Source organism: Paenibacillus radicis (ex Xue et al. 2023), assembly GCF_024722015.1.
GTDB lineage: Bacteria > Bacillota > Bacilli > Paenibacillales > NBRC-103111 > Paenibacillus_S.
On the sequence record NZ_JANQBD010000017.1, the window covers coordinates 58,263 to 71,191 of the forward strand.

Below are 12,929 nucleotides of genomic sequence, written 5' to 3' on the forward strand. Positions count from 1 at the left end.
CGCTCCCTTGCTTCCTCTGCTACAGCGGCAAATGCTCACCGCCGTTTTGCGTACCTTTAAGGTATCCCCACACCTTTCGTTTTATAACAGAAAATGATGCCTCACTTAACTTTACATCCTTGATTTCTTGTCATTTGCCAAATCGAGCATTTCTTGAGCATGCTGTAATGTGGTCCCTGTAACCTCAACACCGCCCAGCATACGCGCAAGCTCGTGTATCCGGCCGTCAGTATCCAGATCGTCAACATGGGTAAATGTTCTTTCACCGTCCGTTGTTTTGTGAATGCGGTAATGAGCATCTGCCATGCAGGCAACCTGAGGTAGGTGAGTTATTGAAAAGACTTGACAGCTGCGGGATAAACGAGACATTTTTTCAGCAATAGCCTGCGCTGCTCTTCCGCTTACTCCCGTATCCACTTCATCAAAAACAAGTACTGGAATACGGTCAACTCTTGCAAAAATGGATTTTAAAGCAAGCATAACCCTGGATATTTCGCCACCGGAAGCAATCTTGCTTAAAGATCGGAGCGGCTCCCCTGGATTGGCTGAGATCAGAAACTCCACTCCGTCCGCACCTTCAGCTGAAAGAGCATTTTCATTGAATGAGACTTGTACTTTGAATTGAGTTTTTTCCATATGTAAATCGCGCAGTTCTGAAACAATTTCTCCTGCTAATCTTTCAGCAGTCAATTGTCTCTGATCGGATAATTCACGCGCTAAGTTTCTTACAACGGCAAGAATCTGCTGTTCTTGCTTCTGAAGCTCCTGCAGCTTTTCATCTTTATTCTCGATTAAATCTAATTCCTCTTTAATTTTAATTAAATACTGCAAAATATCCGCTACATTTTCCCCATACTTTCTTCGTAAGGACGAAATGGTGTCCAGCCTTTGTTCAATAAAATCAAGGCGTGCAGGATTGAACTCTATATCATCCCGGTAGTCCCGAATTTGATAAGCAGCATCCTCCAGCTGGTAATAAGCATTCTGCGCCTGTTCCATTATAGGCTGAAGCTTCACTGGGTCAAGCGAGGTAATATCTTGAAGCTTTTGTACAGCCTTGCTTATAGACTCTAATCCTTTTTTGCTGCCGTAAACAAGTTCGTATGCATCAGAAGCATGTTGGAATAATTTTTCCGCATTGGCTAGTTTGCGCTTTTCTTCGGCTAATGATTCATCTTCACCCTTTTTTAATTTGGCAGAAGTTATTTCTTCCACTTGAAAACGATATAAATCCAGCATTTGAAGGGATTGCTTGCTTGTTTCCTCAAGGTCTCTCAAGCTTTTTCGAACTTGTATGTATGTATGATAAGCTTCCTGATAATCTCGTTTGTAAGGGCCTATCTCTGTTTCGCCAAACAAATCAAGCCAGCGAATATGCTCGTCCACATGAAACAACGATTGATGCTCGTGTTGACCATGTATATTAACAAGCCATTCCCCAACTGACTTTAGCCCTGATAAATTAACCAACTGTCCATTAATTCGGCTTGTGCTTTTTCCTTGAGATGTTATCTCGCGGCGAATAATCAAATGTTCTTCCGCATCGGCTTCGATACCCAGCTCTTCGAGCGTCTGCCAAACCGGATGTCCCGCCTCAATGTGAAACAATGCTTCTATATAAGCTTTATCGCTGCCGTAACGAACTAAATCTGCCGAGCTTCTACCGCCTGCTACAAGAGTTAAAGCATCGATGATAATTGATTTGCCGGCACCGGTCTCTCCGGTAATGACATGAAAACCTTTGCGAAAATTCAAATGGACAGACTCAATTACGGCTAAATTTCGTATGGATATTTCAAGCAGCATCGTTATCTCTCCCGTTAACTTAACATGGATAAAATCTGATTGACCACTACCGAGCTTTGGTCTTTGTTTCGGCAAATGATCAGAATCGTGTCGTCACCACAAATCGTCCCCATAATTTCGTTCCACTCCAGGCTGTCAATTAATGCCCCGATAGCGTTTGCAGTGCCCGGCAAGCTTTTCAGCACAACTAAATTTTCCGTATAGTCAATATGGACAAAATGATCGTTTAGAGCTCGTTTAAGCCGATGCATCGGATTATAGCGCTGGTCCGCGGGAACCGAGTATTTATACCGTCCATCATCCAAAGGTACCTTTATCAGATGCAGTTCTTTTATATCGCGTGAGATGGTTGCTTGTGTTATTGGGAACCCTGACAGCCTCAGCTGATCCACCAATTCATCCTGCGTTTCGATTTCATTGTTAGTAATAATTTCTCTTATTTTAATGTGTCTTTGGCCTTTCATTGGTTACCTCCTAAGAGTTTTGCCGAAGGCAAAGCTTACAGTAAGCTTAAACTCAAACCTTCCTTTTGGAAAAAGCTAAAAGCTGCTTCGTTGCCTTAATTTTAATTCATCCAACGTGTTCTTCGGTATCCAATTCAAACACAATCAAGTTTAACTTTTGCTGTTCAAGCTCAACATAAATAACCCCGGAGGTCTGCGGATAAACTAGCTGATAGACCAATAACCGGTCACGAAGCATACTGCCGCGCATTTCCAATGGCTTGCGGTCCTTTGCTATTTTTACTGCGTAATAAAGTCCGTCTTTTTCGGCAAAATAATCAATAAACAAGCGACTTTCCAAAAGCTCAGCATCATCATTTACAGATATATGGATCGGAATTCGCTGCTTGCCGCTAACGATGCTATAGCCTTCTTCAGATAACAGCTGAGTAACATCATCCTCTGACACCGGTTCGTCATTCTCAGGGATCGCCGGTGCCGTCCCACTATGCACTATAGTTCTCATCCGATTTCGGGTATAAAAAAATAGCCAAATGCCCAATACCAACAAAATGACAATAAGTATCGATCCATCCCCAGCCTTCATAAACACATCACCTCTACCTTTAATGCGAACACCCGCATCATTAGTATTCTAGAAATCGGTGTCAATATCCTCCAGTTGGCCAAAAAATCCCCCTATGCAACAAAAAAACCCATCATCCCGATGAGTTTTGAAGCTTCCCGGCATCGCTGACCGCTTGACGAATCCAATCCTCCACGACTTCTGGAGATTGAGCAGGCTCGTCCGAGTTGCATACCAAATATGCCAAAAACTCCACATTGCCTTCTCCGCCTCGAATCGGTGAATAGGTCAGACCCTTCAATACAAATCCCGCTTCCGATGCGAATCCTAGCGTTGTTTGTAAAACCTCTGTATGAACGGCGGGCTCACGTACGACCCCCGTTTTGGGCACCTTTTCTCGCCCTGCCTCAAACTGTGGCTTAATCAGGGCTACTACCTCTCCCCGTTCCGCCAATATCCCTCTCAAAGGAGGGAGAATCAGCTTCAGCGATATAAACGACACATCGATTGAGGCAAAGGTCGGCCGCGGTCCTTCTAAATCTTCTGGCTGCATGAAGCGGAAATTAGTGCGTTCCTTCACATGAACCCTCGGATCGTTACGCAGCGACCAATCCAGCTGGTTATAGCCCACATCTACAGCATATACATACTCCGCTCCATTTTGCAGAGCACAATCTGTAAACCCCCCTGTCGAAGCTCCTATGTCCAGCATGGTGACACCCGTAACATCAATGGAAAAATGCTTTAAAGCTTTTTCCAGCTTCAGGCCGCCTCGGCTTACATAAGGATGAAGAGCTCCCTTGACAAGTATCTTCGCTGTTCGTAATATTTTCGTGCCTGCTTTGTCAACCGGTTCGTTATCAACCAGAACCAATCCAGCCATAATAGATGCTTTGGCTTTCTCACGTGTCTCAAAGAACCCTTGTTCCATCAATAATATATCCAACCGTTCCTTATCTGCTGCCATGGTTCATTCATACTCCTATTATCTTCTGCTGCAATGGGCTACGCGTGCTGACGCCTACGCGGCACAAGCGCTTTGACCTCGGATACGAGTCTCTCCGATGTAAGTCCAACTTCCTTACGCTGCTCCTGGACGGAACCATGCTCCACAAAATAATCGGGTATTCCTAGAATTTTGATTCGAAGGCCATATAGATTCTGATTCGCGTAGTATTCAAGCACGCTGCTGCCAAAGCCGCCCATTAGTGCGCCTTCCTCCATCGTGATAATCGGCAGATTATCCTTAGCCAGTTGAAGGAGCATAGCTTCGTCCATTGGCTTAATGAATCTGGCATTGATGACTCTCAGCTGAACGCCTTCCTTGCTTAACTGCTCCGCAGCTTCCATTGCCAGTGAAATCATCGGACCTACGGCAAGCACTACTGCACTGTCGCCAGGTCTTAAAACTTCCCAAGTACCAATAGGAATGGTGTGATAAGGATTATCCATCGAGGTTCCAAGTCCGCTGATCCGTGGATAACGAACAGCAATTGGCCCCTCATTATATTCAACGGCCGTTTTCATCATATGCCGCAATTCATCCTCATCCTTCGGCATCATTAGTACCATATTAGGGATGCTGCGTAAAAAAGCGATGTCATACGCACCTTGATGAGTCTCGCCATCAGGGCCGACAAATCCGGCACGATCAATGGCGAATATAACATTCAAGTTCGCTCGGCAAATGTCATGCACAACCTGATCATAAGCCCTCTGCAGGAAGGTAGAATACACTGCAAAAACGGGTTTGATCCCTTCATTCGCAAGTGCGGCACACAATGTAGCTGCATGCTGCTCGGCTATACCTACATCTATCATGCGATCAGGAAACTCATCCGCAAACTTTAATAAGCCGGATCCCCCAGGCATTGCCGGAGTAACGGCAACGATACGCGAGTCCTCACGGGCCAAATCAATTAACGATTTACTGAATACCTCGGTGTACATAGGTGGCCCTACAGCTTTGAGCATTTGACCCGATTCGATCTTATACGGGCTTGCCCCGTGCCAAGCATGAGAATCGGCTTCGGCCGGCGAATAACCTTTCCCCTTCAAAGTAACCACATGCAGAAGAACCGGCCCTTCCACCTTCTCCGCTTGCTTAAGCGTTTCTAATAGTACAGGCAGATTATGACCATCTATCGGACCCAAGTAGGTCAAGCCCAATTCTTCGAATAAAACGCCCGGCACAACCATATATTTCAAGCTGTCCTTCAGCTTTTCAATTGTTTTGGCTAGCGTTCCGCCGATGGCAGGAATTTTTTTGATCAAATACTCGACTTCTTCTTTCACTTTCACATAATGCTTATCCGAACGTATTTTGCCTAAATAATTGTGCAGAGCTCCTACATTAGGAGCAATCGACATTTCATTATCATTCAAAACAACGATCAGGTTCTTTTTCTCATGTCCAATATGATTTAATGCTTCCAGCGCCATACCGCCAGTCAAAGCTCCGTCACCAATAACGGCTACAACCCGATTATGGTCGCCTTTGAGGTCACGAGCAATTGCCATCCCCATTGCAGCCGATAAAGAAGTACTGCTATGTCCGGCCTCCCAGACGTCATGCTCACTTTCGGATCTCTTTACAAATCCGCATAAGCCTTTATATTTACGCAGCGTGTCAAATTTGTCCATACGACCGGTAAACATTTTATGAACATACGACTGATGACCCACATCAAAAATAAATTTATCATAGGGACTATTAAATAAATAATGAAGCGCTATAGTAAGCTCAACAACACCAAGGTTAGACGAGAGATGTCCGCCGGTGACCGAAAGCTTTTCAACAAGAAACTGCCGGGTTTCCGTAGCCAGTTGTTCCAGTTGCTCTATGGACAGTTGTTTCAAGTCTTTGGGCTGAGTTATTTGTTCGAGCAGCACGTTGTTCCCCCGCTTTCCTTGTTGGGATAAAAGAAAACTCCATCAGATGGAGTGATTGTTCATCAGGTTCATCTTTTTTCGACATAAACCTATGTATCCCATTAAACTTGCACCCATTATAGCATAGAGAAGGATGCCACTCAATGATAGTACGATACAAAAGTTATACAAATAGCCATTTAATGGTCTCTTTTAGTCAAAAAATCAGCAAGCTGCAGCAGTCTGTCGGGATTAGGAAAATGCGCATTTTCAATGGCTTGTTTACCTTGCTCCGTTAATTGCCGGATTTTTTCCTGTGAAGCTTCTATCCCCACAAAATAAGGGTAGGTCACTTTTTGCTGTTTCTCATCGCTTTTTACCGGCTTGCCTATTTTCTTCTCATCACCGATTAAATCAAGAATGTCGTCTTGAATTTGAAAGGCAAGTCCAATATTATATCCATACTTCTCCAAGGCTTGCAGTTGTTTCGGAGTTGCTCCGGCTAAATGACCTCCCGCCTTAAGGGAAAATACGATCAAATCGCTTGTTTTATGAATGTGGATGTACTCCAATTCCTCCAGCTTTGTGATGCCTTGCTCCCCTTGCATATCAGCAGCTTGGCCGCCCACCATTCCCGAAGCACCTGCCAGCTTGGATAAATCCTCAATAATCTCGACTATTTGTTCAGCTGGTACCTCAAACGCACGGTAGGATTGAACAATAGAATAAAACGCATGGGTCAACAGCGCATCTCCCGCTAAAATTGCCATTGCGTCACCGTATATTTTATGATTGGTCAGCTTCCCGCGACGATAATCATCATTATCCATGGCTGGCAGATCATCGTGAATTAGCGAATAGGTATGAATCATTTCTATCGCGCAGGCAACAGGCATAGCCGCTTCTGTGCTGCCCCGCAGAGCTTCTACTGTTGCCAAAACCAAGGTAGGACGAAGCCGCTTGCCGCCTGCCATTAAAGAATACATCATAGATTCTCTAAGCGTGTCCGGAATGCTCCAGATTGCAGGCAGCGATTCCATAAGATCAGCTTCGATCCGCGCTGCTTTGTCTTCTATATACTGTTTGATCGTTAACTCGGTACTCATTTGACTTCACCCTTCTCGTCAGTTGCAGGGTTGAACGGCTTCTTCACAAGTCCGCCCTCTTGCTCCATTAGAATTTCAATCTTTCGTTCAACCTGTTCCAGCTTTTGACCGCATAGCTGGGAAAGCTTCATCCCTTCTTGAAACAGATCAATCGCCTGTTCCAAGGGTACGTCCCCGCTCTCCAGCTGAGCAACGATCTGCTCCAGCTTATCCATCGCCTGCTCGAAGCTAGGCGTCGTTTCCTGTTTTGTCATTTTGCTTCTCCTCCATTGACCACACATGACAATCCACATTGCCATCCATCAACCTGAGCTTCAACACATCCCCAAGCTGCACCTGTTGTATGGACTTAATTAACTGCTGTTCCTTCTCGTCATAAACGAGACTATAACCCCGCTGCATTACTTTCAATGGGCTCAGTGCATCCAGTTGCCGGATGGCCGCTAACAGATCCTGCTGCTTGTGCTTCTTAGCCGTCTGCATCGCTTGCTGCAGCTGCCGCACTGAAGTGCCCAGCCGCCGCTTGGCGAAGCCAGCCTGCTCCTTCGGATTAAACGAAGAGATCCGCCGGTCAAGCTTCATTCGCTGCTCCTGCAGCTTAGCAAGACGCCCGCGCAGCTTGTAGGCGAGCTGCTCTTTCGTCCGGTCCAGCCGCTCCATCGGCTGAATAAGCAGCTGCCTGCGCGGATTGGTCAGAACCGGCGAACGCTGCAGCCTGTTTAAGCGTTCACGGCTTCTGTCCAACTGATTGGACAGCCCCCCGTACAGCTGCTGCTTGAAGTATCCAAGCTGCTGCTTCAGCTCCTGATAATGAGGCACCGCCAGCTCAGCTGCTGCTGTTGGGGTAGCTGCTCGAAGATCAGCTACGAAATCCGCTATCGTGAAGTCCGTTTCATGACCAACTGCAGAAATGACCGGAATAAGCGAGGCAAAGATAGCGCGTGCAACTGTTTCCTCGTTAAAAGCCCACAGCTCTTCTAAAGAGCCGCCGCCCCTGCCAACAATCAGCACATCCACTTCGTTCATTGCATTCATCGCTTCGATCGCCTTGACAATCGCAGGAGCCGCCTGGTTCCCTTGAACCAGCACCGGGTATAGCTGCACCGGCACATTGGGATAGCGACGCTGCAGCGTTATAATAATATCCCGGACTGCTGCTCCAGTTGGCGAGGTAATAACACCGATAGCTTTGGGGTAGCGAGGGAGCGGTCTTTTGCGTTGAGCTGCAAATAATCCCTCTCCCTCAAGCTTTTTCTTTAGCTGCTCGAAAGCCAGATACAAGCTGCCAATCCCATCAGGCTGCATTTGCGTTGCATAAAATTGGTATTGGCCATCCCGCTCATAGACGGAAATATTCCCGCAAGCCAGCACCTTGGTGCCTTCCCGCGGGATAAAGCCTAGACGCTGGTTGTGTGAAGCGAACATAATGCTTTTCAAGCGGCTGTCCGCATCCTTTAGTGTAAAATACATATGTCCGCTGGAATGATGAGTGAAGTTGGATATTTCCCCGCGCACCCACACATCCTGGAGCACGTTATCGGTCTCCAGCCGCATTTTTATGTATCGATTTACATCTTTGATGGAAAATATTCGCTGATCCTTCATGGCTTACCGGTTTGCTGCAGACTGCAACGCTGCCGCACGCTTAGCCGCTTCCAGCGTATTTCTTAACAATACGGTTATCGTCATCGGACCTACACAACCCGGAACCGGCGTTATGTAGCTAGCTACATCCAGCACATCGTCAAAATCAACGTCACCAGCCAGCTTGCCCGTATCCAGACGATTTATTCCAACATCGACAACAATTGCGCCAGGTTTTACATGCTCGCGCTTCACCATCTTGGGTTTGCCCACCGCTGCGATCAAAATATCTGCTTGACGTGTAATATCCGCCATATTTGCTGTTCTGGAATGACATACGGTAACGGTCGCGTTCTCTCTTAACAATAAAATCGCCATCGGTTTGCCAACAATGTTGCTTCGTCCGATTACTACTGCATGCTTACCTGCTATTTCAACACCGATTTTTTTTAGAATGTCGATGACACCAGCTGGCGTACAAGGCGCAGGACCTTCTTTACCGATCATCAAATTTCCGACGTTAACCGGATGAAAACAATCCGCATCCTTGTGTACAGCGATTGCTTCTACAATTTTTTCTTCGGAAATATGCTTGGGTAGTGGGGATTGTACTAAAATCCCATGAATTTTAGGATTCTGATTTAACTGTTCAATTAATTGTAGTACATCGGATTCCTCAGTAGCTGCTTCCAAAGTATGAACCTCGGAATAAATTCCTGCTTCTTCACAGGCCTTCGCTTTGTTGCGTACATATACTTGGGAAGCCGGGTCCTCCCCGACCAGAACGACCGCCAGGCCAGGCTGTACACCTTGCTGTGTCAGAATTGCTACTTCTTCTTTAATTTGAGTACGATAGGCGCTGACAATTTCTTTCCCATTAATGACTTGTGCTGACATGATGATGCCCCCTCATCCGGATTGTTAGCTTTTGGCTTTGATTTCTTCAAGTTCCTTGATCATTTTTCCAAGTACTCCATTAACAAACTTACCCGATTCATCTGTTCCAAAATGCTTGGCCAATTCGATGGCTTCATTTACAACAACCTTAGGCGGCACATCATTGCGGTAGACCATTTCGTAGGTTGCCAATCGCAGGATTTCACGATCAACCCGGGACAGCCTGTCCATCTTCCAGCCCTTTAAGTAATCCAGCAGCAGCTTGTCTATCTGTTCCTTGTTCGAGTAGGTTCCTTCAACAAGCTCACTAATTTCCTCAAGAGCGATAGTATCCTTCGTTTGGGTTAGTTGGGCCTCGTCGTCCGTCTGTGCTTCTTCCACCACAATACCGATTGCCTCAACCATATTAACCTCGTTCATTTCCATTTGGTACAGGCTTTGAACCGCCAGTTCCCTTGCCAATCTTCTTCTCATTCTTTGTGTTTCCTCCTAAGAGTTTCGCTTTAGCGAAACTTGCATCGTAAGCTTTTAGCTGAGTTTTGCCTGTTACAACAATTCTTCATAAGTTCTTCCTCATAAACATGAAAAAAATCCTTGGATTCGAACCAGGGATTTTCATTGCAACTGCTTCACACGTGCAGCCGTGTCAGTTGTCAATTCATCTTAACAATCTCCATTTGTCCAATAACCAACGCCAAAACTGTTGAATGGGAACAGGCGTATCGCCCCGTTCGATTCTTTTCCCTATATTATAACAAGTATATACGATTAGGACAAAGATTAACATATCCCACAAACCGCAAATCAAATAGATGAGTCCAAGCAGAACACCCGTGGCTGCGCCCAAGGTTTTGCCCCTGTGCCTCTCCCAAAGATGTTCCCACAGTTGAATCCACATGATGGAGCTCACCTCTATTCCACTCTACTTTTAAAAGTAGGTGCTGATTGTTGAATGTTTGCTACAAATACAGTAACGACTGCAACCGGAATGCCGGTAATTTCTTCAATATGATTTTTGACGCCGGACTGCATCTCTTCCGTTAATAGTGGAATCGAGCTTTCCCCATCAACAATAGCACGAATAATAATTTCCAACCCAGCAGGGCTCACTCGCACACGCGCCTTCAAATCCTTCACGCCGCGGGTACGTTTCGCTGCCTTCAATGAAAGGTTTTCTACTGTTTCTATGGAAATTCGAATATCGCCATAATCTGTACGCTGATCGATAGAAGGGGCATTCGCTCTGCCTCTGCGCACTGCGACATACAGAAAACGGATACTGACCACAGCAACCACGACCGTTAAGGTAATGAAGGGAAGCGCGGTATTTAAGTCATAATAAACATTATAAGCAAAGGAGCCAACACGCTCAAATGAAATCCAACCAAATGCGCAAACAAGAAGAGTACAAGCTGCAATGAGAACAACCAAGCTAAAAATAAATAGAAGCAATCTATCTAGAACTTTAACCACGAAACCGGACTCCTTCCAAATTAGAGGAAACCCCCTTGCAACTTGAAGGGGGTTAGCCAAACGTTTATTTAGTTGATTAGAAGGCATAAGGGTATGCTTTCAATACATCAACCTTGACAAACGTTGCGCGTCCCGTGAGGACGGCAAAGCCGTTTATCCATCCTTGTTTACTTGACTCGATTTGGTGATGCTTCTACTTCTTCTACTTTCTCCGCACCTTTGAAAATGACATCATGAATATGTACATTCACTTGAACTACACTTAGCCCTGTCATCGATTCAATCGCATGTTTAACATTTTGTTGAACGCCGGACGCTACCTCAGGGATTCTGGTTCCGAATTCAATAACGATCGACACATCAATAGCAGCCTCACGTTGTCCAACGTCTACCTTTACACCCTTGGACATGTTCTTGCGTCCCAGCAATTCCGCGATACCGCCTGCAAATCCACCGCTCATACCGGCAACACCTGGAACTTCAACTGTAGCCATCCCAGCAATGATTTCAATAACCTCGGGTGCTATCTGAATCGTGCCAATATCGGTTTTCTCATAATCCGCAGCAATGATCGTCATAATCGGAGCCTCCTTGGAAGTTTTACGAAATTATTGCATCGCAACTAATCCTAATAGATAAATCTTCTTCTCTACTTCGTTAGTAAAGCGGACTTTTAACCAACCTCTATTATGGATATGCGCGAGTCACGCAAAACTTGTCTTAGTCTATATACTATATCATTATCCTAAAAACTTGACAAATTGTCAGTTTATGATTCAGGATCGTTCACATCATGCTCTTCTAAGAACTTGATGTCAAAATCGCCAGCAATAAACTTCTTATGTTCTAAAAGCTTCAGATGAAATGGAATGGTAGAATGGATGCCTTCAACAGAAAATTCGGATAGGGCGCGCTTCATTCGTTGAATAGCTTCATTACGGTCTTTACCCCAAACGATCAGCTTAGCGATCATAGAGTCATAATGAGGCGTGATCGTGTAGCCTGGATAAGCAGCACTGTCAACCCTTACACCGAATCCACCTGGCGGCAGATAAAATTGAATTTGACCGGCTGAAGGCATGAAATTGCGATTGGAATCCTCAGCGTTAATCCTGCATTCGATAGCCCACCCATCGATCTTCACTTCGTCTTGAGTAAAGGATAGAGGCTCTCCTTCTGCAACACGGATCATTTCCTTGATGATATCTATACCTGTGATGAGCTCGGTTACTGGATGCTCAACCTGTATCCGGGTGTTCATTTCCATAAAATAAAACTGTCCGTCCGTACCAAGTAAAAACTCCAAGGTTCCTGCTCCTGAATAAGAAACGGATTTAGCAGCGCGTACAGCAGCATCGCCCATTTGTGCACGGATTTCCGGAGTCAATATCGGGCATGGTGCTTCCTCAACCAGCTTCTGGCGTCTCCGCTGAACTGAACAGTCACGCTCTCCCAAATGCACTACATTGCCATGCTTATCAGCTAATATTTGAATTTCCACATGCTTCATGCCAGTCAAATATTTTTCAAGATATACGCCAGCATTACCGAATGCGTTCTGAGCTTCCTGCTGAGCTGTGGTGATTTGCTGGATGAGCATTTCCTCATTTTCAGCAATTCGAATCCCTTTGCCACCGCCTCCGGCCGTAGCTTTAATAATGACAGGATATCCGATTTCACGGCTGATACGCACCGCTTCCTCCAAATCCTCGACAAGCCCGTCCGAGCCTGGAATGACAGGAACATTGGCTTCCTTCATCGTTTGCTTGGCAACCGCCTTATCTCCCATACGGCTTATTGCATCCGGTGATGGTCCGATAAACGTTATATTACAACTTTCACATATTTCTGCGAAGTTTGCATTCTCAGCTAAAAAACCATAACCCGGGTGAATCGCATCGGTTTCCGTTAATGTAGCTACACTCATAATGTTAGTCAAATTTAAATAGCTGTCTTTGGAAAGTACGGGGCCGATACAATAGGCTTCATCAGCAAGACGCACATGCAGCGCTTCCTTATCGGCTTCCGAATATATCGCAACGGTAGATATGCCTAATTCACGGCAAGCGCGAATGATTCTGACAGCAATTTCACCGCGATTGGCAATTAATACTTTTTGAAACTTCAATTGGATATTCCTCCTAAGAGTTTCGCTTGAGCGAA

General features: G+C 45.6%; 14 protein-coding genes. All 14 read right to left on the reverse strand.

Translation table 11 applies throughout. The features are described from left to right. Positions 1-111: 111 nt before the first annotated feature. The 14 genes from recN to accC all read right to left on the reverse strand — a co-directional run bounded on the left by recN (position 112) and on the right by accC (position 12,894). The gene (gene recN, locus NV381_RS22370; RefSeq protein ID WP_258215507.1) at positions 112-1,806 is read right to left on the reverse strand and encodes a DNA repair protein RecN; all 1,695 of its coding nucleotides are present in this window, start codon (positions 1,804-1,806) and stop codon (positions 112-114) included. A gap of 14 nt (positions 1,807-1,820) precedes the next feature. Further along, positions 1,821-2,270: a transcriptional regulator AhrC/ArgR gene (gene ahrC / locus NV381_RS22375; protein ID WP_258215508.1), complete on the reverse strand. Its 450-nt coding sequence runs from the start codon at positions 2,268-2,270 to the stop codon at positions 1,821-1,823. A 106-nt stretch (positions 2,271-2,376) separates the two neighbouring features. After that, positions 2,377-2,856: a hypothetical protein gene (locus NV381_RS22380; protein ID WP_258215509.1), complete on the reverse strand. Its 480-nt coding sequence runs from the start codon at positions 2,854-2,856 to the stop codon at positions 2,377-2,379. Positions 2,857-2,968: 112 nt separating this feature from the next. Further along, positions 2,969-3,802, reverse strand: coding sequence for a TlyA family RNA methyltransferase (locus NV381_RS22385; protein ID WP_258215510.1), 834 nt, complete (start codon positions 3,800-3,802; stop codon positions 2,969-2,971). A gap of 38 nt (positions 3,803-3,840) precedes the next feature. Then, positions 3,841-5,727 (reverse strand): 1-deoxy-D-xylulose-5-phosphate synthase, encoded by a 1,887-nt coding sequence (gene dxs, locus NV381_RS22390; RefSeq protein WP_258215511.1) that lies wholly within the window; start codon positions 5,725-5,727, stop codon positions 3,841-3,843. Between the two features lie 179 nt (positions 5,728-5,906). After that, positions 5,907-6,812 carry a polyprenyl synthetase family protein gene (locus NV381_RS22395; protein ID WP_258215512.1) on the reverse strand — a complete coding sequence of 302 codons (906 nt, stop codon included), beginning with the start codon at positions 6,810-6,812 and terminating at the stop codon, positions 5,907-5,909. Next, entirely contained in the window at positions 6,809-7,066 is a 258-nt protein-coding gene (gene xseB, locus NV381_RS22400; protein WP_258215513.1) for an exodeoxyribonuclease VII small subunit, read from the reverse strand. The genes NV381_RS22395 and xseB overlap by 4 nt, the downstream gene beginning before the upstream one ends. Beyond that, a complete protein-coding gene (gene xseA, locus NV381_RS22405) occupies positions 7,041-8,417 on the reverse strand; it encodes an exodeoxyribonuclease VII large subunit (RefSeq protein WP_258215514.1) in 1,377 nt (458 codons plus the stop codon). The genes xseB and xseA overlap by 26 nt, the downstream gene beginning before the upstream one ends. Positions 8,418-8,420: 3 nt before the next feature. Further along, positions 8,421-9,293: a bifunctional methylenetetrahydrofolate dehydrogenase/methenyltetrahydrofolate cyclohydrolase FolD gene (gene folD / locus NV381_RS22410; RefSeq protein WP_258215515.1), complete on the reverse strand. Its 873-nt coding sequence runs from the start codon at positions 9,291-9,293 to the stop codon at positions 8,421-8,423. A gap of 24 nt (positions 9,294-9,317) precedes the next feature. Next, a complete protein-coding gene (gene nusB, locus NV381_RS22415; protein WP_258215516.1) occupies positions 9,318-9,767 on the reverse strand; it encodes a transcription antitermination factor NusB in 450 nt (149 codons plus the stop codon). Between the two features lie 184 nt (positions 9,768-9,951). Further along, positions 9,952-10,191 carry a DUF2273 domain-containing protein gene (locus NV381_RS22420; protein WP_258215517.1) on the reverse strand — a complete coding sequence of 80 codons (240 nt, stop codon included), beginning with the start codon at positions 10,189-10,191 and terminating at the stop codon, positions 9,952-9,954. 14 nt (positions 10,192-10,205) lie between these two features. Continuing rightward, the gene (amaP, locus tag NV381_RS22425; protein WP_258215518.1) at positions 10,206-10,766 is read right to left on the reverse strand and encodes an alkaline shock response membrane anchor protein AmaP; all 561 of its coding nucleotides are present in this window, start codon (positions 10,764-10,766) and stop codon (positions 10,206-10,208) included. Between the two features lie 167 nt (positions 10,767-10,933). Further along, a complete protein-coding gene (locus tag NV381_RS22430; protein WP_258215519.1) occupies positions 10,934-11,344 on the reverse strand; it encodes an Asp23/Gls24 family envelope stress response protein in 411 nt (136 codons plus the stop codon). 191 nt (positions 11,345-11,535) lie between these two features. After that, on the reverse strand, positions 11,536-12,894 hold the full coding sequence (gene accC / locus NV381_RS22435; protein ID WP_258215520.1) for an acetyl-CoA carboxylase biotin carboxylase subunit: 1,359 nt from the start codon (positions 12,892-12,894) through the stop codon (positions 11,536-11,538). Positions 12,895-12,929 lie beyond the last annotated feature (35 nt).

Bases quoted from the DNA above. Each gene is read 5' to 3' on its own strand.
- recN (WP_258215507.1), bottom strand. From the start codon at position 1,806: ATGCTGCTTGAAATATCCATACGAAATTTAGCCGTAATTGAGTCTGTC.
- ahrC (WP_258215508.1), bottom strand. From the start codon at position 2,270: ATGAAAGGCCAAAGACACATTAAAATAAGAGAAATTATTACTAACAAT.
- NV381_RS22380 (WP_258215509.1), bottom strand. From the start codon at position 2,856: ATGAAGGCTGGGGATGGATCGATACTTATTGTCATTTTGTTGGTATTG.
- NV381_RS22385 (WP_258215510.1), bottom strand. From the start codon at position 3,802: ATGGCAGCAGATAAGGAACGGTTGGATATATTATTGATGGAACAAGGG.
- NV381_RS22395 (WP_258215512.1), bottom strand. From the start codon at position 6,812: ATGAGTACCGAGTTAACGATCAAACAGTATATAGAAGACAAAGCAGCG.
- xseB (WP_258215513.1), bottom strand. From the start codon at position 7,066: ATGACAAAACAGGAAACGACGCCTAGCTTCGAGCAGGCGATGGATAAG.
- xseA (WP_258215514.1), bottom strand. From the start codon at position 8,417: ATGAAGGATCAGCGAATATTTTCCATCAAAGATGTAAATCGATACATA.
- folD (WP_258215515.1), bottom strand. From the start codon at position 9,293: ATGTCAGCACAAGTCATTAATGGGAAAGAAATTGTCAGCGCCTATCGT.
- nusB (WP_258215516.1), bottom strand. From the start codon at position 9,767: ATGAGAAGAAGATTGGCAAGGGAACTGGCGGTTCAAAGCCTGTACCAA.
- NV381_RS22420 (WP_258215517.1), bottom strand. From the start codon at position 10,191: ATGTGGATTCAACTGTGGGAACATCTTTGGGAGAGGCACAGGGGCAAA.
- NV381_RS22430 (WP_258215519.1), bottom strand. From the start codon at position 11,344: ATGACGATCATTGCTGCGGATTATGAGAAAACCGATATTGGCACGATT.